Source organism: Ruminococcus sp. 8Y-12, from assembly GCF_058119865.1.
The window spans coordinates 4,199,850-4,219,645 of record NZ_CM176623.1 but is presented as its reverse complement, the minus strand read 5'-3'; the positions used below and the strand labels follow the sequence as shown (position 1 = coordinate 4,219,645).

Below are 19,796 nucleotides of genomic sequence, written 5' to 3'. Positions count from 1 at the left end.
GATGCTTGTTTTAATTACCTATGATGTTAATACAGAGACAGCGGCAGGCAAAAGCAGGCTGAGAAAGGTGGCAAAACAGTGTGTAAATTATGGCAGGAGAGTACAGAACTCTGTATTTGAATGCATCTTGGACAACGCGCAATGTCTCTCATTGAAGTCTGTATTAGTAGAATTGATTGATGAAGAAGTAGATAGTTTGCGATTCTATTATTTGGGCAATCATTATAAGACAAAAGTGGAGCATGTTGGTGTAGATAGAGGGATACCTGCTGATCAGACTTTAATTTTATAGTGCGAATCATATGTACACATAAAAATACTGGGGGATTCGCACCTTGAAAAATTTATAATTAATGGTACAATATAGATAACTTTAGAAAAAATATAGGAATAATTTCAGCGCATATAGATAATGGTATCTATATAGACAAAAATGAGACTATATTTTTGGTTGTTTTTGCTGTCACTCCCTTCGCGGGAGTGTGGATTGAAATTCTTCGCATTCTTTGCACCTTCCTTTAGCATTGATGTCACTCCCTTCGCGGGAGTGTGGATTGAAATTATTAGTGAATATTATGATATTGGAAATGACGTGGTCACTCCCTTCGCGGGAGTGTGGATTGAAATTATATGGCATTGATAAAATAGGATATCTTTATCGTCACTCCCTTCGCGGGAGTGTGGATTGAAATTTTGTAGAACATGGTAAAGAGCATGACAAATGGCACGTCACTCCCTTCGCGGGAGTGTGGATTGAAATTATCAGGTATTCTTTGTTAAAATACTGATCCAGCTGTCACTCCCTTCGCGGGAGTGTGGATTGAAATCGGCAGGGATACAGGAAAGCAGAAATCCCCGTCTGTCACTCCCTTCGCGGGAGTGTGGATTGAAATCTCTGTCAATGCTGTAGCTAAAGCGGGACAAGTTGTCACTCCCTTCGCGGGAGTGTGGATTGAAATCTTGCTCTTGATCCATTTTGGGATGGAGAGGACGGGTCACTCCCTTCGCGGGAGTGTGGATTGAAATCATCACGTTTCCCTCCCGTGTTCATGCATCTGTGTCACTCCCTTCGCGGGAGTGTGGATTGAAATATCTGATGTGGTGGCGGTTGGTTCTGCCGCCCCGGTCACTCCCTTCGCGGGAGTGTGGATTGAAATATCAGAAAATGCAGATATTAAAAATAGTACACCGTCACTCCCTTCGCGGGAGTGTGGATTGAAATAAAAAGGATAGTAATTGAACGCAAGATGGATCTCGTCACTCCCTTCGCGGGAGTGTGGATTGAAATCCCCGGAATGTATACCAGATCTCCAACGCAAGCTGTCACTCCCTTCGCGGGAGTGTGGATTGAAATATTTTAATTTCCTCCTTTTTATTTATGCGTAATTGTCACTCCCTTCGCGGGAGTGTGGATTGAAATGGTGACGGCCTGCAATAGACAGGCTGTTATTTTTGTCACTCCCTTCGCGGGAGTGTGGATTGAAATCCAATGTCTACTGATGCACAAGCGGGCCTTATATGTCACTCCCTTCGCGGGAGTGTGGATTGAAATTACCCTGCCTGATAAATTTGTCTGCTGCCATATGGTCACTCCCTTCGCGGGAGTGTGGATTGAAATTACCCTGCCTGATAAATTTGTCTGCTGCCATATGGTCACTCCCTTCGCGGGAGTGTGGATTGAAATCTTTCAAGGCTCCTTTGCTTCTGTTCTGCCTGGTAGTCACTCCCTTCGTGGGAGTGTGGATTGAAATATTTATTATCAGGCTGCTCCACGTTGAGTCTTCCGTCACTCCCTTCGCGGGAGTGTGGATTGAAATTTATTGGAGAAAAAAGTGGAAGGTTGTGCCATGGTCACTCCCTTCGCGGGAGTGTGGATTGAAATAGCTTGTACGGCCTGTACCTGGGCGGTTCCGGTGTGTCACTCCCTTCGCGGGAGTGTGGATTGAAATTCTGCTGGAGCTGCCACAATCTCCTGGCCGTTAATGTCACTCCCTTCGCGGGAGTGTGGATTGAAATATACGTGAGTCTCCAGCATTCCATGAAGAGTTAGGTCACTCCCTTCGCGGGAGTGTGGATTGAAATTATTTCAGGTGGGTTTTCTGGACCTTTCAGAACAAGTCACTCCCTTCGCGGGAGTGTGGATTGAAATGTCCAATGCTTTCTTGCAATCGATGTTTACGGTCGTCACTCCCTTCGCGGGAGTGTGGATTGAAATCCAGATATTCCTGAAGCAATCACCTGCGGTGAGAGTCACTCCCTTCGCGGGAGTGTGGATTGAAATCTACATAGCTGAGACGGATATCCAGCTGGCCAATAGTCACTCCCTTCGCGGGAGTGTGGATTGAAATCAAAGTACCACAGTGTATTTAATGACCAGAAGTAGTCACTCCCTTCGTGGATATGTGTATTGAAATAAAAATCGTAGTTTGCCCTGACGCCCGATAGTCATTCCCTTTATGAGAACACAGGTAGAATCAAGAATATGGCAGAATAAATGCTCTGAATAGTTGCAATTTACAGTGTATTTTTGTATAATGATGAGAACAGTAAAAGATACAGGAGAGAGTAGAAAAATGATACAAGATATCGAACCACATTGTTTTAGGAATGAGTATTGTCCACAGAAGCCCGAGAGGAATAGTTATATTTTGTGCTTCAGTAAACGTGAGGTGCTGGTGGGCAGAAATGAAAGGGATGAATTGGTTTTTCCGACTTTTAAAGATATGGAAATTTATGATGATGGGATCTATGAGGATGCGATCTATCTGTTCTCTATCGATAAGGATCGGTATTATTTGGGATGCAATATAAGCTGTCCGAAGCTCTCCAGGTTTGCTATGGAAAATTTAGAGACATTTCGAGTGGCCTTACCAAAACATTTGGCTTATGCAGGAATTACAGGAGCACAATTGTATCGGTGGTATGAAAACCATAGATTCTGCGGCAGGTGCGGAAATCCTATGAGTTTAGGGGAAAAGGAGCGGATGCTTTTTTGTTCAGAATGCGGTAATATAGAGTATCCGAAGATTATGCCTGCAGTGATTGTGGGGATTGTGAATGAAAATCGTCTTCTGCTTTCACAGTATGCGAATAGAGAACACAAGAGATATGCTCTGATTGCAGGCTTTTCAGAGATTGGAGAGACCATAGAGCAGACTGTACAGAGGGAAGTGATGGAGGAGGTTGGACTTCGGGTAAAGAATATTCGATATTACAAGAGTCAGCCTTGGTCCTTCTCGGATTCACTTCTTATGGGATTTTATGCGGACCTGGATGGCAGCGAGGAAATTACTCTGGATCATAAGGAACTGGCAATGGCACAGTGGTTTGACCGCAGTGAGATCCCAGTGAGTGAAATCACTGGAAGCCTGACGAATGAAATGATACTCAGCTTTAAGAAGGGGCAGGTTTGAGTGGCACGAAAGCGGAATCTAGAGTGCTAGTCAGGGAGTAACAGTAAAGGGAATATTGAAATTTTTGTGAAAATTTTCCTTATATTCTGTACGGACAGCAGAAAATAGATTATAATACACAGAGTATAATAACGGACAGAAAGGGTAGGAAACAAATGAAAAGAGTAGTATGTATGATATTGATCGCAGGCCTGACTGTGATGGGGCTTGCAGGCTGTGGAGGTAAAACTCAGCAGACTGAAAGTGCAGGCGCAGAGAGCTTGAAGGCAACAGAGAACAGCGTTGCGGAAACGAAAGAGGTTCCAGAGGCAGCAGATACCGATACGGGAGAGAGTGAGAACAGCACGGATCAAGTGCAGGCATCCTCGGAGGATCTTTTGAGCGGGAAGCATCATGTGGAGATCAACGTAAAGGATTACGGTACCATTAAAGCGGAGTTGGATGCAGATATAGCGCCGATCACTGTGACAAATTTTGTAAAGCTGGCAAAAGAAGGGTTTTATGATGGGCTGACCTTTCATAGAATTATCAGCGGATTTATGATTCAGGGAGGAGATCCACTGGGGAATGGAACTGGCGGGTCGGATGAGACCATCAAGGGAGAGTTTACTCAGAATGGAATTGAAAATTCTTTATCCCATACAAGGGGAACCATTTCTATGGCTCGTTCCCAGGATATGGACAGCGCAAGTTCCCAGTTTTTTATTGTTCATGAGGACAACACATTTCTGGATGGGCAGTATGCCGCATTTGGACAGGTGACGGAAGGAATGGAGATTGTGGACAAGATCTGTGAGGACACGCAGACGGAGGATGACAACGGAACGGTTCTTTCTGAAAACCAGCCGGTGATTGAGAGCATTACCGTGACGGACTGATGGACAACAGACGCAGCAAACGGCAGTAAACAGGATGACAGGCCTGCTGCCGAAAGCTGGATTCCGGGTGGAGGCACCACTGTGAATTCTGAAGACTGTCCATTGACTGGATAGTTTGCTGACAAGTTTGCTGTCCGTACAGAGGTTTACCAGAATCATCAGAAAAAATACATTGAATATGCAGGTTATGCAGCCATGAAAAGTATCCATATATGGATACTTTTTTCTTTGTCTGGAAATGCTACCCTAAGAGGACAAAAAGACGTGGATTTTCTTGTCCACTGTGGGTAGCAATAAATGAGTAAACAGTAGAGAAAGGAAACAGAGGATGCGGCTCAATGACAAAGAATTAGAGAACAGGGCATTATGGGTGGAGAAAGGCTATAAGCTTCCGGAGTACGACAGGGAGAAGATTCGGAAAAACACGCACAAGGCTCCAGTGTGGGTTCACTTCGGAGCGGGTAATCTCTTTCGCGCATTTCAGGCCAAGGCATTGCAGGAAGTATTAAATATGGGGGAAACAGATAAGGGCATTGTAGTGGCAGAGGGCTTTGACTATGAAATCATAGACAGAGTATTTAAGCCCTGTGACAACTTGGGAATCTCTGTCACACTGAGGACAGACGGATCAGTGGAGAAGGAAGTGGTGGGAAGCGTTACGGAAGCGCTTAAGTTGGACAGAGAGGACACGGAGGACTATGGAAGGTTGACAGAGATCTTCCGGTCAGACTCCCTGCAGATGGCCAGCTTTACCATAACGGAAAAGGGATACTGCCTGACAAATAGTGAAGGTCAACTGCTTCCCCAAGTACAAAAGGACATGGAAGCCGGGCCGAAACATGCCCAGAGCTATATGGGGAAGGTATGTGCACTCCTTTATGAGCGGTACTGCTCAGGTGAAAAGCCCATCTCTATGGTGAGCATGGATAACTGTTCCCACAATGGGGACCGGCTTTGCGAGGCAGTTTGCTCTTTTGCAGAGGAATGGGAGAAAAGAGAATTGATACAAAAGGGATTTTCTGATTATATCCGAAACAGGGAAAAGACAGCTTTTCCATGGACTATGATTGACAAGATTACCCCCAGGCCGGATGATACGGTGGGGGATATGCTGAGAGAGGATGGGCTAAAGCAAACAGAAACGGTTGTAACAGGAAAAAACACTTACACTGCAGTGTTTGTCAATGCGGAGGAGTGCCGTTACCTGGTGGTGGAGGACGCTTTTCCTGCTGGAAGACCGCCTCTGGAAAAGGCGGGAATCATCTTTACCACCAGGGATACAGTAGAGAAGGCGGAGAGGATGAAGGTCTGCACATGCCTAAATCCGCTTCACACCGCTTTGGCAGTTTTTGGGTGTCTGCTGGGATATCAGCTAATTTATGAGGAGATGGAAAATAGAGATTTGAAGAGGCTGATAGAGAGGATTGGATACCAGGAGGGCCTTCCAGTGGTGGTACACCCGGGAATTCTTGAGCCAAAGGAGTTCCTGGACCAGGTAATTTACACACGGCTGCCCAATCCCTTTATCCCGGATTCTCCCCAGAGAATTGCCACAGACACCTCACAAAAGCTGTCCATCCGTTTTGGAGAGACCATCAAAGCCTATGAAAAGGACCCGGACAAAAATGCGGGGGATCTGGAAGGGATTCCTCTCGTATTTGCCGGCTGGCTACGCTATCTCCTGGGGATAGATGACTGTGGAAAACCCATGAAATTGAGCCCGGACCCTCTGATTGAGGAGCTTTGTCCCAAATTGGCGGGAATCCGGTTAGGCGAAAAAAGCCAAGCCCGGGGTCTTAAAGATCTGAATGGAGTGAGAGAAATCCTCAAGAGACAGGATATCTTTGGTGTTGATCTGTATGAAGCAGGTTTGGGAGAAAAAGTGGAACAATTTTTTGAAAAAATGATCGCCGGACCCCATGCGGTGGATAAAACATTAAAAGATATGGAGTGGTAGGGGAGGAGGTACGAACGTATATGAAGCCATTTATGGACGAAGATTTTTTGTTGCAGACTCCCACAGCCAGAAAACTCTATCACCAGTGGGCTGAACCCATGCCAATTTTTGACTTTCACAATCATTTATCAGCAAGAGAGATTTATGAAAATAAGAGATGTCTGAATCTGGGAGAGCTGTGGCTTGCCCATGACCATTATAAATGGAGGGCAATGCGGGCCTATGGCATTTCGGAAGAACTGGTTACAGAGAATACTGGGAGCTTTGAACAGTTTCAGGCATGGGCCAAGGTGGTTCAAAACTGCATGGGAAATCCGCTTTATCATTGGACGCATCTGGAACTTCAGAGATATTTTGGGATTTGTCAGCCTCTTACAAAGGAAAACGCCCGGGAGATCTGGGATAAAAGCAGCCGGATACTAAAGGAAAGAGCGTTTACACCCCAAAGCCTTTTGAAGGACCAGAATGTAATGGCCCTATGTACCACGGATGACCCTGTAGATGATTTAGCATACCACAAAAAGCTGAGAGAGACCTTTTCCGTCAAGATACTGCCTACTTTTCGGCCTGACCGCATATTACAGATCGGGAGAACTGATTTTCCGGACTACCTCCATTCCTTGCAAAATGCGGCTGGAATCGATATTCTGAATACGGAGGACTTGATGAACTGTTTGGAACAGAGATTAGATTTCTTTGTACAGAATGGATGTCTCGTATCAGATCACAGCCTTGAAAGGCTCATCTGCCCGGAGGCTGGGAGGCAGGAGGCGGATGCTGCACTGCAGAGACGGATGAGGGGAGAGGCTTTGTCGGACCAGGAGAGGGGAATGTATGAGGGGTATATACTCTGCCGCCTGGCCCGCTCCTATGCTTCCAGGGGAATTGTCATGCAGCTGCATATTGGAGCGCTGCGGAATAACTCAAAAAAAGGGTTTGCGCGTCTGGGAGCCGATGCCGGTTTTGACAGTATGAATGATGAAAACTACGCATCCCAGGTTGGCGGGCTGCTTAGTGTTGCGGAGAACTTGGGGCACCTTCCCAAAACCGTGCTGTATTGTCTGAATCCCAAGGATACCCCAATGCTGGCCTGCCTGGCAGGCTGCTTTCAGGGAGATGGGATAAAAGGGAAAGTTCAGTTGGGCTCTGCCTGGTGGTTTAATGACCACAGGAGGGGAATGGAAGAACACCTGGAGATTCTGGCCAGCCAGGGACTGATCAGCACCTTTATTGGTATGGTGACGGATTCCAGGAGCTTCCTCTCCTTTCCCAGACATGAATATTTTAGGCGTATTATATGCAACCGAATTGCCTGTTGGGTGGAGAACGGAGAATATCCAATGGATGAGGGGTATATAAAATCAATGATAGAGAATATTTGCTATAGAAATGCAGTCAGGTATTTCGGATTGGAGGAGTCATGACACAGGATGTGATAAAGAAAATTGAAGGAATTAAGATTATTCCCGTTGTGGTATTACACGATGAGACAAAAGCAGCGCCTCTGGCAGATGCGCTCTGCAGAGGAGGCCTACCGTGTGCGGAGGTGACCTTTCGGACTGAGGCTGCTAAAGAGGGCATCCGCCTTATGAGAAAAGCCCAGCCTAAAATGCTGGTGGGAGCAGGGACGGTCCTCACAGTCCAGCAGGTGGAGGAGGCCGTATCGGCAGGAGCAGAATTTATCGTTAGTCCCGGCCTGAATCCGCGTACAGTTCGACACTGTATGGAGAGGCAGATCCCCATATTGCCAGGCTGCAGCAATCCCGGGGATATTGAACAGGCTTTAGAGTTTGGTTTGAAAGTGGTAAAATTTTTTCCGTCCGAACCGTCGGGAGGACTGACCATGATTAAGGCGCTCTCCGCACCTTTTCACATGGTGCGCTTTATGCCCACCGGCGGAATCAGTGCAGAAAATGTGGGAGATTATCTGAGGTGTCCCTCAGTGGTTGCCTGCGGAGGAAGTTGGATGGTAAGGCCGGAATTGATTGAAAAAGAGGACTTTGACGAGATAGAAAGGCTGGCCAGAGAGGCAGCCCGGATTGCAGAAAGTATATAAGGCTCAGGAAAATAGAACTTCCCCAAAGTTTGTTTGTAAATCGCCTGGGTAGTGCGTTCTTCCGGCTAAAAGAAACAGCTTCCTCCGGCGCAGGGCTATGCTTCGCGGACGTATCCACGAAGCATAGCCCTGCGCCGGAGGAAGCGTCCCCCTAGCCAATAACGAACCTGCCCCGTCTGAACTGTTACGCCTGCTCCTTGTCTGAGAAGAGAAAATCCTTCAGGTTTTTGACAATCCGTGGCAAAAGCATTATAATAGATTCCGTATAAATGAAAGGGGATCTTGATATGGCAAAAAAACGAATTTTAAAAAAGCAGGCAGCTTCTGCTAAGGAAGCAACGGTAGAGCAGACCGTCACAAAGGCCGAGGTGCAGACCGCTCTTTTTATCCAGCACAGCGGAAATGAAGTAAAAACGGATGAAATTGTACATAGAGTAAACAGCGAGTGGGAGCATTTGGGACATGATGTGAAAAATTTGAAGAATATGGACCTCTATATCAAACCGGAAGAGGATAAGGTATTCTATGTACTAAATGGAGATGTGACAGGAAGCATCAGCCTATTTGAAGGAGAGGAAAAATAGTAATAGGGCAGCTTGGCTGAACTGTTACGAAAAATAGAGGAGACAGCCGCTTGACATTGTCCATGCGGCTGTCTCTTGTTCTGTATCATTATGCAGACAGTAAAATTTTTGCATATGCCTGGAATCCGGAGTAGTGTTTGATGACACACTTCTTGAATATTATGGCATCTGTGTTATGTACTTTAATATTTCCACGGATCCGTCAATTCCTTTCAATGAGCTGTTGAGAATAACATCCCGATTCCCAAAGTCCATCCATTTTCCGTCTGTGAAGAAAGAGTAGTAATTGCGTCGCAGCTTGTCCACCTGGCGCATAAGTTTTTCGGCTTCACGCTGGGTTACATTTTCACACTCCATAATGCGGGAGATGCGGTCTTTTTCCGGTGCAGTGATGAAGACCTTCAGGACACGTGGATCGTCTTTTAAGATCCAGTCAGCCAGACGTCCCACAATGACACAGGACTCCTTTTCAACCAGATCTAAGATAATCTTCTTCTCAATACGGTAGAGATAGAGGTTGGTGCTGTGGTCCTGTCCGCTGATTATAGCGTAGGGATCGATGAAGCGGTTCAGAAGCTTTTCATCTGCATTTTCCAGACCGTCCTCGCTGATGCCGGTTTTTTCCGACATGAGATGCAGCAGGTTCTTGTCATAAAAGGAAATGCCCAGTTCTTTGGCCAGTTTTTCTCCGATGGCCCGTCCTCCACTTCCGAAAGTCCTGGAGATCGTAATGATTTTATGGTCTGCCATTAAAATCCCTCCTTTTCACAGCCAGATATGATATGGCATATAATTAAAGTAACACTTTAGTTCTTTTTCTGCTTTGCGGTAAACTCCTCTACCAGGCGTTTGGTTTCCCGAGAGGGACTTGAGATTACAGCAGTGTTGAAAATTTCGCAGGGAGCGTTTCCTTTAACGCTGTCTACAGCGGCTGATACAGCGGATACATCTCCGCTCATAAATATCAGTGTGTGACCGCCGCATTTGGTGTGCCAGGTCTGAAACCTTACGTCTGCCGCCTTCAGCATATGGTCCACTGCCAGTATGGCGTTGGCGGTGCCCAGTACTTCTACTAATCCGAGTGCTCCGTATATCATCTTATTTCCCCTTCTCCATGTTTATTTGTTGATGGTCATTTCAATTGCTCGCTCCGTACCTGCGGCAGGAGCAGCGATGATGGTATGGTGAACGATCTGGGCCATGGGTCTGGCAGTCTGAAGAGCAGCGTCCATAGCAGCGTGTACATCAGATACACTGCCCCTCATTTTTACACAGGCCCCCCATTTTAAACGGTTTCTCTCAACACTTTGAATACTCACATTGGCAGCCTTGGAAGCTGCATCCAGGGCAACAAAGCAGGCGCATAGATTATCTAATTCAAAAATACCAATTGCCTGTCCCTCATATTTTCCAGCCATATTGTCCTCCGATCTCTAAAATTCTACATATTCTTATCTCTATTATAATAGGAAAAACAGGGAAAAGCAAGCATAAAACAACAAAAAACTAAGCAAAACAAAGTATGGCAAAAATGATTGATATTTGCGGCTTTTTACGATATAATGAATTCGAATTTGTCAAAGTTTTAACGCAGAAAAAGGAGAAAAAATGGGGAAATATTGCAAACGCAGTAAAGTAGCAGCAATTCTGATTTTTTTCTTTTTTGTGCTGCAAATTTTTTCAGGAACGGTAAATTCAGTTTTGCTTATCAATCTCTCAGGAAAGATGAGCAGGGCACAGGATTACGGTTATTCATCTGTGCACAGCAAGGACAGAGAATTCCAGGCTGTGTTCAGCGGGAAGCAGGGCGCCGGACATATTTTCAACCGCCTGCAAAGGCAGAGAAGCGCATCCATACGTCTGGCAATGGCTCTGGGGTATTTCTTTTTCAGGGCTTATGAAATGCTTCTGGGATGGATTTCGTTAAAAAGAATACAGATTAGAGTATACCGTTTTCCGGATTCCAACCTGGGCAGAAGGGCTCCTCCGGCAGCAGCTTTTTAGATTAAATGAAACTAAGAAAAAGCAGAGAGGAGCAAAAAATTGACAGCTTATAAAAAAAATAAAATAGTGGTAATCGGCGCGGGCAATGTAGGGGAGGCAATCAGCTATACGCTGATGCTCCGAAAACAGGCGAGGGATATTGTTCTGGTGGATTTAAATGAGGAGAGGGCCATGGGCAGCGCGCTGGATATCTCACACGGAACTGCATTTTTCCGGCAGACTCAGATTCGAAAGGGTGGATATGAGGAGTGTGCGGATGCCAAGATTATTATTATCACCGCGGGTATTTCCAGAAAGCCGGGGCAGACCAGGCTGGAGCTGGCACAAACCAATGTATCCATTGCCAGGAGCATAACCCAAAAGATTATGGAGTACGCCAAGGACCCGATTCTGGTGGTAGTGTCCAATCCTGTGGATATCCTGACCATGGCGGTCCTTCAGGAGTCAGGTCTTGCGGCCAGCCAGGTGATCGGAACCGGAACTTCGCTGGATACGGCGCGTTTTAGGTCTCTGCTCAGCGATGTGTGCAAAGTGGATGTGTGCGATATCAATGCCTATATTCTGGGCGAACACGGAGACAGCCAGGTACCCATATGGAGCAGAGCCACTGTGGGCGGGGAAAACATTGAAGATTTTCTGGAAAACAGCCGGATTGACCTGGATAAGGAGATGATTGCCCATAAGGCAAAGGACGCAGGCGCTGAGATTATCTCTCTAAAGGGCGCCACCTTCTACGGCATTGCGATGACCACATCTAGAATCGTGGAGGCAATATCCGGAAATGAGAACGCGATTCTGCCGGTTGCACATGTCCTGGATAGACAGTTTGGTGACTGGCAGGGAGTTGCCATCAGCCTCCCATGTGTGCTGAACAGCCGGGGCGTTTCAAGGGCAATCAGCCTTCCGCTGAACGAGCAGGAAAAACAAGCTATGGACCAATCAGCCCGCACACTGCGGGAATTTTGGGATAAAGTAACTGATGAAAAGAGAGGAGAAAGTATCGCATGAATAAAAAAGAGATAGCACTGAAGAAACACGAAGAATGGCAGGGAAAGATTGAAGTGATCAGCAGAGCAGAGCTTAAGACTCCGGAGGATTTGTCCATTGCCTATACCCCGGGAGTAGCGGAACCCTGCCTGAAAATCTCAGAGGATGTGGATCTGTCCTATGTATATACAAGGCGTCACAATATGGTTGCTGTGGTAACGGACGGAACCGCAGTGCTGGGACTTGGCGATATCGGACCGGAAGCCGGCATGCCGGTGATGGAGGGGAAATGTGTACTGTTTAAAAGCTTTGGGGATGTGGATGCCTTCCCGCTGTGCGTGAGAACCAAGGATGTGGATGAGATTGTCAACACGGTCCGTCTGCTGGCAGGCAGCTTTGGGGGCGTGAACCTGGAGGATATCTCTGCGCCCCGCTGTTTTGAGATCGAGAGAAAACTAAAAGAATGCTGTGACATCCCTATCTTCCACGATGACCAGCACGGAACCGCGGTGGTGACCACAGCTGCGCTCCTGAACGCATTGAAGCTGACAGGAAGAAAGCTGGAAGATATCACAGTGGTTACTTCAGGCGCAGGAGCAGCGGGTATTGCAATTATCAAGCTGCTGGTAAGCCTTGGACTTAAGGACGTGATCATGTGTGACCGCCAGGGCGCGATCTATGAGGGCAGGGAAGGCTTGAATGAGGAGAAAGCCGAGATGGCCAAGATCAGCAATAAGAGCCAGAAAAAGGGAAGTCTGGCAGAGGTGCTCAAAGGGGCTGACGTCTTTATCGGCGTGTCTGCTCCGGGGACTGTGACGGAGGAGATGGTGAAGTCCATGGCACCCAACCCTATTCTCTTCCCCATGGCGAATCCGGTTCCGGAGATTATGCCGGATCTGGCAAAGGCAGCCGGTGCGGCAGTTGTGGGCACAGGCCGCAGTGATTTCCCCAATCAGATTAACAATGTACTGGCATTCCCGGGTATCTTCAGGGGAGCACTGGATGTCCGCGCAAGAGATATCAATGATGAGATGAAGGTGGCTGCTGCATATGCCATTGCTGATCTTATTGACGAGAAAGAACTGACACCGGATTACATTATCCCGAATCCCTTTGACAAGAGAGTGGCAAAAGCGGTGGCAAAGGCAGTGGCCGAAGCTGCCACAAAGACGGGAGTTAACAGAATCTGATATACGAGAATCTGACATATAAAAATAGAGCAGCCCCTTTCAGATACTGCTGCGGTATCTGGAAGGGGCTGTTCCGTAGAGCTTTTTAAATAGTTTGCTGAAATGACTCACATCCTCGTATCCCACCTGTGAAGCCACGTCCTGTATGGTTAGGGACCGACGGCTTTCCATCAGATCCCTGGCCCGCTCCATGCGCAGTCGGATCAGATAATTGATGGGGGTGTCCCCGGTTTCACTCTTAAATATTTTGGAGATGTAAAAGGGACTTAAATACATATTGCGGGCGACCTGATCGAGGGAAATCTTCTCCCGGTAATGCTCCTCAAAGTAGGTGATCATGCGGCGAACCACATATTTTTTGTTGGTTGACTCAAAGATACAGCCCCCGCATGCCTCGGCTGTATTTTTTTGTTCTCTCAGAAGCAGCAGGATGATCTGGATCAGATAAGCCTTGAGCATAAAGTAGCGTCCAGGCTGACAGGTCTGAAATTCTTTTGCCATAGATGAACAGATCTTGAAAACGTCCTGTTTAATGCCGTCAGCCATTGGAAGTATTACGCTGCCGCCCAGCAGAGGCAGTCTGTCCCGCTCCAGATCCCGTATATGGATATCACAGAATCCTATGTAGTACTCCACCGTACAGTTTTGGGGATGGGAGACCAGACTTTGGTGATAAGTCCCGGGATTCAGAATAATCAGATCTCCCGCTTTGACGGGGAGGTCTTGCCCATCAATATGAAAAATGCCCTGCCCGCTGGAGATGATGCAGAGCTCCAGATGGTCGTGACAGTGATAATTGTCCTCAGATTCCGTGCGTTTTGTACAGCAGGTGAACAGAAAGGTGGGATTTAAGTCATCGTAGGTGATATCGTATTGCTGGCTGGACATAGATGTACCTTCCTTTCATTTTTAATGTGTCCGCTAAAACAGTATAGATTACTACAGGTATTATATCTCTTTCCCACGAGAATTGCGAGAAAAATATAAGCCTGTTACTGTGAATGTATAAACAGGAACGTACACCAAAATAATACATAAAGAGTGCAAGAAATGACATTCTACTTTTTTGTCAAAAGATTATAATATAGCGTGATGTAATTATTCAACAGATCTGCGCATTTACAGCGTGACTAAAAAATAAGGAGGAGATGAAATGACAAAAAATCTAACAGAGGGAAGCCCTGCAAAACTGATTGTACTCTTTACCATTCCCCTGTTGATCGGGAATATATTTCAGCAGTTTTACAGTATGGCGGACACTTTGATTGTGGGGAGAACCATTGGGGTGAATGCACTGGCCGCGGTGGGATGTACTGGCAGTATCACGTTTTTAATTTTGGGATTTGCCATGGGACTCACTTCCGGCCTGTCGATTCTGACGGCCCAGCGGTTCGGTGCTGGTGACGAGAAGGGAGTGCGAAAAAGTGTGGCGGCCGGTGTATGGCTCAGTGCGGGGGTAACCGTTGCGTTGACGGCGCTGGCGGTACCGCTGACCAGGCCCATTTTGGAGCTCATGCGGACACCTCCTGAGATCATTGACGATGCCTGCCGGTATGTAATTGTGATTTTCGGAGGGATTGTGGCCAGTATGCTGTTTAATCTGCTCTCAAATATCATCCGTGCCCTGGGGGACAGCAAGACTCCGCTGTTCTTCCTGGTAGTAGCCTGTGTTCTGAATATTGCCCTGGATTTTGTCTGTATCTTGGTTTTTAAAATGGGCGTGGCCGGAGCTGCCTGGGCAACGATTATCGCGCAGATGGTGTCCGGGGTCTTATGTCTTTTTTACATAAAGAGACGGCTTCCGATCCTGCATCTGACCCGGGAGGAATGGAGGGTAACCAAGTGGGAACTAATCCAGCATGCAAAGGTAGCCTTTCCCATGGCGTTTCAGATGTCAATCATTGCCATTGGGGCTGTAGTGCTGCAGTTTGCCCTGAACGGTCTGGGAGCTGTGGCCGTGGCAGCGTTTACAGCAGCGCAGAAGATTGACCAGATTGCAACCCAGCCCATGAATTCTTTCGGAACCACAATGGCCACCTACGCTGCCCAGAATTACGGAGCAGGGAAAACAGAGCGCATCCGCAGAGGTGTGCTCCAGTGCAGCCTGATTTCTGTGGGGTTTGCCGTTGTGATGGGACTGGTGAATATTTTTGCAGGATATCAGCTGGCAGGAATCTTTGTGGGACCGGGGGAGCCTGAAGTGGCCTCCCTGGCACAGACCTATCTGATCATCAATGGAAGCATGTATTTTCTGCTGGCGATGCTCTTTATCTTCCGCTTTACCCTGCAGGGGCTGGGAAAAGGCGTGATGCCCACAGTTGCTGGGGTGATGGAATTGGTCATGAGGACATTTTCCGCTGTGTTTTTAGCGCAATATTTCGGATTTGCGGGGGCATGCTGGTCCAATCCCCTGGCCTGGCTGGGAGCCTGTATCCCACTGACCATCGCGTTCTTTGCCACTGTGAGAAAGATGGAAGTAAAAATGAAAGTAAAACCCCAGGTGCCGTAAATTTGGAACTAGGATTTTGTGCGAATCTGTGCTATAATAGTAGCGACTTCAGTGAGGGGGTAGTTGCGGATGGAGACAGTGCAGAGTCTGACAGGAAATTTACCAGGTGGTTTTGCATGGATTGCAGGAGCAGCGGGGATTCTGTTTGCGCTGGTTGGCTGTTTCTTTGGCTACCGGTTTTTGAAGGTGTGGACCACACTCATTGGATTTGCGGCTGGATTTTATCTGGGCAGTTATATCTCGGAACAGTTTGTGGACTCGCCCTGGATACCAGTGACGGTTGGCCTTTTGACGGCAGCCCTGTTTGCGGCTCTGGCGTTCAAAGCCTATCTTGCCGGGGTGTTTCTGGTGGGCGCTCTGATGGCATTTGCGATCTCTGTACTGCTGATTCAGGCGGATACGGGATGGATGTATCTGTTGTGCGTCGGGATTGGGATTGTCACAGGGATTTTTGCTGTTTGGTTTGTGAAACCGGTGATCATTGTGGTGTCCTCCCTGCAGGGAGGGGTTCAGCTGAGCACCTTAGTGCTGACTATGCTGCACATTGAACAGAGCAGAGTCCTCATCATCACTGGAGTGATTGTGGGTATATTGGGTATGATATTCCAGTTCTTAAATAATAAGCGGGAGAATTCCGCGAAGAGAGATAAGAGGAGCCATACTTGAAGAAGTATGGCTTTTTGGACAATTTAGAAAAACGAGAGGAAAAAGAGATGACAGAGGTAAACACAAAAAAGAGATTTTTACTGGAGCAGCTGAAGAATATGGATGAGGTGTTTGTGCTTTTTTCAAGATGCACAAGAATGCCCTATATCCAATGCGATGAGGAGAGCTTTGACGACCAGATCTATATCTTCCGGAAAGAGGAGAACGCGCTGGAGACGGCCAAGGTGTTTCAGGAGGCAAAGATTCCCGTTCAGGTGGTGAAATTCCCCAAGGAGAACTTTTTATCCTTTTACTCCAGTCTTTATTTTATTGGGGTGAATGCCATGGTTGTGGATAAAGGGGAGGATGAGATGCGGATTCAGGTCCGTGAACTGGTGATTCCTCCGGATTACAGCAGCCTGCCGGAGGGTAAGGTGCGCGTGGACAATCCTCAATTTCAGCTGACGGCCATCTATCTCATGCAGATGCTGCGCAGAGAAAAGGGGGTTAAGCCCAATCAGGAAATGAAGGAGATGGAGGAGGAGATGCTTGCCAATATGCGTAAGGGCACATTTATTGTGCCGGTGCAGGATGACAAGCAAGTGCCTCTGATGAAGCTATCCGATGAAAATATGTTTCAGCCAGTGTGTTCAGACATTGGAGAATTCAACAAATTTAACAGGGACAAAAATTTCCGCCCAGCGGTTGTCCCGTTTGCCAAGCTGCATGAGGTGGTGGTTCCCCAGGCCAAGGGAATTGTGATCAATCCTCTGGGTGTTCATGTGGTACTGATGAAAGAACAGCTGAAATAGGATGCCTATGAGCAAAGCCGTAAGGGCGGTCTTAAAAGCCCTGTCCTACGGCGGAATTGAGGTGGAGGCTTCCAGACATTTGGCCAATTTAAAGGCCTTGGACCCTATGAAGATCTTTTACAAGACCATAGACGAAAAGGTTTACAATGGGGAGCATGAGGTGCCGCTGAGGATTTATCTGCCCAATGCGGAGGCGCTCAAAGGCCCCGGGACGATAGGCAACACCTATCCGGTGATGCTGTTCTTTCACGGGGGCGGCTGGGTTACGGAGCAGGCTGAAAACTATGACCGGGTCTGTGCCAGAATGGCGCAGAGTACTGGCCATGTGGTTGTGTCTGTGGACTACAGACTGGCGCCGGAGTACCCCTTTCCCACGGGGCTAATGGACTGCTATGCAGCGGCCAGGGCTATCTTTATGAATGAGCTATTCATGCACACCGCGCCGGAGCGTATCACTCTGATTGGAGACAGTGCAGGGGGAAACCTGGCAGCAGCCCTCTGTTTGTTGGCAAAGGAGAGGGGAGAGTTTATGCCCTCCAGGCAGATTCTCATCTACCCGGCCACATACAATGACTATTCGGAACAGTCACCCTTTCCCTCTGTCCATGAAAATGGTTCGGGATATCTGCTGACTGCCCGGAAAATGAACGACTATCTAAAGCTCTATGCAGGGGCTCCGGAAGATTTTCAAAATCCTCTGTTTGCCCCCATGCTGGCGGAGGATGTGACTGGTATGCCAAGAACACTGATTCTCACCGCTGAATTTGATCCCCTCAGGGATGAGGGGGAGGCGTACGGGGAAAAGCTGCGAAGTGCAGGAAATCAGGTGGAAGTGCACCGGATTGCGGATGCTCTGCATGGGTATTTTGCCCTGGGTATCAAACATTTTTATGTGGAAGAAAGTTTCCGGCTGATCAATGATTTTTTGAAAGGGGTCTAGAAAATGCTGAATGCGGGATCTTCGCGCTGGCGTAAGCTGGACAATGCGGCTAAGATATTTCCTGCCACCAGCGGAAAACGGGATACAAGAGTTTTTCGGTTTTCCTGTGAATTAAAAGAGACGATTGATGGGATGCTATTACAGAAGGCATTGGATAAAACGGTGCAGGTCTATCCAATGTTCTGCTCTGTGATGCGCAAAGGGATGTTTTGGTATTATCTGGAGAAGAGCGAGCTTGACCCTGTGGTGGGGGAGGAGTCCAGACTTCCGTGCAGCAGCATCTACATTCACGATAAAAAAAACCTTTTATTTGAGGTGACGTATTACAGGCAGAGAATAAACTTTGAGGTTTATCATGCCCTTACCGACGGCACAGGGGCCACCCTGTTTTTGAAAGAGCTTGTCAAAAACTACCTTCTGCTGGCCCATCCGGAGGACTTTGAGTGTGAGACTCCCATTGGGGATGAAGCAGTCACGGTTCATGACCGGGAGGATGACAGTTTTTCCAAGTACTATACCGGAACCAGGGGAAAGAGGAAGAAGAAGGTTCGCTCTTTCCAGATCAGGTCGCCCAAGACAGAATATGGGGAACTGAAGATCACTGAAGGCCAGGTGTCAGCAAGGGAACTGGTATCTGCGGCGCGCAGCAGAGGTGTCTCAATTACTGTGCTTTTGACTGCAGTGTTTCTCTGTTCTGTCCACGGGGAGATGAGCCCCAGGCAGGAGAGGCATCCGGTGGTTTTGATGGTTCCTGTGAATCTGAGAAAATATTTTCCATCCGCATCCATGCTGAATTTTTTTAGCTGGATCGATCCAGGATACCAGTTTGGTGAGGGGGAGGATTCCTTTGAGGATGTCCTGGATCATACAAAGAAGTTCTTTGAGGAAGAGCTCACCAGAGAAAAAATAGCTGCCAGGATGGATGAGCTAATCAGTCTGGAGCACAATCTGCTGCTTCGTCTGGCTCCCCTGGAGCTGAAGAATCTCTGTCTGCAGGCAGGGGCAAAACTGGCGGAAAAAGATGTGAGCGCTATTTTCTCCAATATGGGTGTAATCAATATGCCAGAGGAATACCAGAGATATATTGAGCTGTTTCATGTGTACACCAGCACACCCAAGATCGAGCTTTGTATGTGTTCTTTTCAGGATAAAACAATGCTAAGCTTCACCTCACGCTTTGAGAATATGAATATTCAGCGGAACTTTTTCCGCATTTTGGAACAGCTGGGAGTAAAGGTCAGTCTGTATGAGCAGAAATTACCAGAACCTGCTCCACAGAAGCTTGGTAGTGTTCTGTTTCTGCAGTGGTTCTCTTTTGTGTGCGTTGCACTGGCTGTTGCCGGGGTAATGGTAAATATGATATTTACGCCACATGTCTGGTGGTCGTTCTTTGGGGCAGGAGGAATCCTGTGCATGTGGCTGGCTGTGAGTGTGGGTTATTATAAAAGGCGCAATCTGTTGAAAAATATTGTCTGGCAGCAGATGCTGATCATTGGTGTCTGCGCAGCCTGGGATGCGGTCATGGGCTGGAGAGGATGGTCACTGGAATATGTGTTTCCGCTGACAGTGCTTTTGACACTGGCAACACTGACGGTAGTTACCAAGGCAGGAGGCCTAAAGGCAAAGGACTATATGATTTATTTCCTGATTTCAGGAGTGACCGGTCTGGTTCCTGTTCTGTTTGTGCTGCTTGGATTGGTACAGGTTACGGCGCCAAGTGTGGTCTGCATCGGCATATCTTTCTTATCTCTGGCAGCTCTGTCTATTTTTCGGAGAAGAGAGCTGGCTGCAGAGCTGCACAAAAAGTTTCACGTCTAGGTA

At 47.5% G+C, this 19,796-nt stretch carries 19 protein-coding genes and 1 CRISPR repeat array; of the genes, 15 read left to right on the top strand and 4 right to left on the bottom strand.

The features are described from left to right. Nucleotide 1 precedes the first annotated feature (1 nt). The 7 genes from cas2 (at nt 2) to AC0THY_RS17025 (ending at nt 8,888) form a co-directional block, all read left to right on the top strand. Nucleotides 2–292, top strand: coding sequence for a CRISPR-associated endonuclease Cas2 (gene cas2, locus AC0THY_RS17055; RefSeq protein WP_489994214.1), 291 nt, complete (start codon nt 2–4; stop codon nt 290–292). A 170-nt stretch (nt 293–462) separates the two neighbouring features. Then, a CRISPR array of direct repeats spans nt 463–2,414; the repeat unit is 32 nt; unit sequence GTCACTCCCTTCGCGGGAGTGTGGATTGAAAT. Nucleotides 2,415–2,675: 261 nt separating this feature from the next. Then, nucleotides 2,676–3,413, top strand: coding sequence for an NAD(+) diphosphatase (gene nudC / locus AC0THY_RS17050; protein ID WP_489991791.1), 738 nt, complete (start codon nt 2,676–2,678; stop codon nt 3,411–3,413). A 155-nt stretch (nt 3,414–3,568) separates the two neighbouring features. Continuing rightward, nucleotides 3,569–4,291, top strand: a complete 723-nt coding sequence (locus AC0THY_RS17045; RefSeq protein WP_489991790.1) for a peptidylprolyl isomerase — start codon at nt 3,569–3,571, stop codon at nt 4,289–4,291. Nucleotides 4,292–4,619: 328 nt separating this feature from the next. Beyond that, nucleotides 4,620–6,248, top strand: a complete 1,629-nt coding sequence (locus AC0THY_RS17040; protein WP_489991789.1) for a mannitol dehydrogenase family protein — start codon at nt 4,620–4,622, stop codon at nt 6,246–6,248. Between the two features lie 20 nt (nt 6,249–6,268). Further along, nucleotides 6,269–7,672: a glucuronate isomerase gene (gene uxaC / locus AC0THY_RS17035; RefSeq protein ID WP_489991788.1), complete on the top strand. Its 1,404-nt coding sequence runs from the start codon at nt 6,269–6,271 to the stop codon at nt 7,670–7,672. Beyond that, the gene (locus AC0THY_RS17030) at nt 7,669–8,304 is read left to right on the top strand and encodes a bifunctional 4-hydroxy-2-oxoglutarate aldolase/2-dehydro-3-deoxy-phosphogluconate aldolase (RefSeq protein WP_489991787.1); all 636 of its coding nucleotides are present in this window, start codon (nt 7,669–7,671) and stop codon (nt 8,302–8,304) included. Before uxaC ends, AC0THY_RS17030 begins: the two co-directional genes overlap by 4 nt. A 287-nt stretch (nt 8,305–8,591) precedes the next feature. After that, nucleotides 8,592–8,888, top strand: coding sequence for a DUF6465 family protein (locus AC0THY_RS17025; RefSeq protein WP_489991786.1), 297 nt, complete (start codon nt 8,592–8,594; stop codon nt 8,886–8,888). Nucleotides 8,889–9,047: 159 nt separating this feature from the next. Here the strand turns inward: AC0THY_RS17025 and AC0THY_RS17020 are convergent, their stop codons facing one another. Genes AC0THY_RS17020 through AC0THY_RS17010 form a run of 3 tightly spaced genes read right to left on the bottom strand, consistent with a single transcriptional unit; the run spans nt 9,048 to nt 10,306 of the window. Further along, nucleotides 9,048–9,638 (bottom strand): cytidylate kinase-like family protein, encoded by a 591-nt coding sequence (locus AC0THY_RS17020; protein ID WP_489991785.1) that lies wholly within the window; start codon nt 9,636–9,638, stop codon nt 9,048–9,050. A 56-nt stretch (nt 9,639–9,694) separates the two neighbouring features. Continuing rightward, nucleotides 9,695–9,985 (bottom strand): BMC domain-containing protein, encoded by a 291-nt coding sequence (locus AC0THY_RS17015; protein ID WP_489991784.1) that lies wholly within the window; start codon nt 9,983–9,985, stop codon nt 9,695–9,697. A gap of 21 nt (nt 9,986–10,006) precedes the next feature. After that, entirely contained in the window at nt 10,007–10,306 is a 300-nt protein-coding gene (locus tag AC0THY_RS17010) for a BMC domain-containing protein (RefSeq protein WP_489991783.1), read from the bottom strand. 190 nt (nt 10,307–10,496) lie between these two features. On the opposite strand from AC0THY_RS17010, the gene AC0THY_RS17005 reads away from it, so the two are divergent. From AC0THY_RS17005 to AC0THY_RS16995, 3 genes are read left to right on the top strand one after another with little or no spacing between them, the layout of a single operon-like run. Further along, nucleotides 10,497–10,892 (top strand): hypothetical protein, encoded by a 396-nt coding sequence (locus AC0THY_RS17005; protein ID WP_489991782.1) that lies wholly within the window; start codon nt 10,497–10,499, stop codon nt 10,890–10,892. Between the two features lie 39 nt (nt 10,893–10,931). After that, a complete protein-coding gene (locus AC0THY_RS17000; RefSeq protein WP_489991781.1) occupies nt 10,932–11,900 on the top strand; it encodes an L-lactate dehydrogenase in 969 nt (322 codons plus the stop codon). Continuing rightward, the gene (locus AC0THY_RS16995; RefSeq protein ID WP_489991780.1) at nt 11,897–13,069 is read left to right on the top strand and encodes an NAD(P)-dependent malic enzyme; all 1,173 of its coding nucleotides are present in this window, start codon (nt 11,897–11,899) and stop codon (nt 13,067–13,069) included. Before AC0THY_RS17000 ends, AC0THY_RS16995 begins: the two co-directional genes overlap by 4 nt. A 39-nt stretch (nt 13,070–13,108) precedes the next feature. On the opposite strand, the gene AC0THY_RS16990 is transcribed toward AC0THY_RS16995, so the two are convergent. Beyond that, a complete protein-coding gene (locus AC0THY_RS16990; protein ID WP_489991779.1) occupies nt 13,109–13,957 on the bottom strand; it encodes an AraC family transcriptional regulator in 849 nt (282 codons plus the stop codon). Between the two features lie 265 nt (nt 13,958–14,222). Between AC0THY_RS16990 and AC0THY_RS16985 the strand changes: the two genes are divergently transcribed. The 5 genes from AC0THY_RS16985 to AC0THY_RS16965 all read left to right on the top strand — a co-directional run bounded on the left by AC0THY_RS16985 (nt 14,223) and on the right by AC0THY_RS16965 (nt 19,793). After that, the gene (locus AC0THY_RS16985; protein WP_489991778.1) at nt 14,223–15,578 is read left to right on the top strand and encodes an MATE family efflux transporter; all 1,356 of its coding nucleotides are present in this window, start codon (nt 14,223–14,225) and stop codon (nt 15,576–15,578) included. 69 nt (nt 15,579–15,647) lie between these two features. Next, complete coding sequence (locus AC0THY_RS16980) at nt 15,648–16,244, top strand: hypothetical protein (protein ID WP_489991777.1); 597 nt, start codon at nt 15,648–15,650, stop codon at nt 16,242–16,244. After that, nucleotides 16,241–17,035, top strand: coding sequence for an SseB family protein (locus tag AC0THY_RS16975; RefSeq protein ID WP_489991776.1), 795 nt, complete (start codon nt 16,241–16,243; stop codon nt 17,033–17,035). The genes AC0THY_RS16980 and AC0THY_RS16975 overlap by 4 nt, the downstream gene beginning before the upstream one ends. A 7-nt stretch (nt 17,036–17,042) precedes the next feature. Continuing rightward, complete coding sequence (locus tag AC0THY_RS16970) at nt 17,043–17,975, top strand: alpha/beta hydrolase (RefSeq protein WP_489991775.1); 933 nt, start codon at nt 17,043–17,045, stop codon at nt 17,973–17,975. Nucleotides 17,976–17,978: 3 nt separating this feature from the next. Continuing rightward, nucleotides 17,979–19,793, top strand: a complete 1,815-nt coding sequence (locus AC0THY_RS16965; protein WP_489991774.1) for a DUF6320 domain-containing protein — start codon at nt 17,979–17,981, stop codon at nt 19,791–19,793. Nucleotides 19,794–19,796 lie beyond the last annotated feature (3 nt).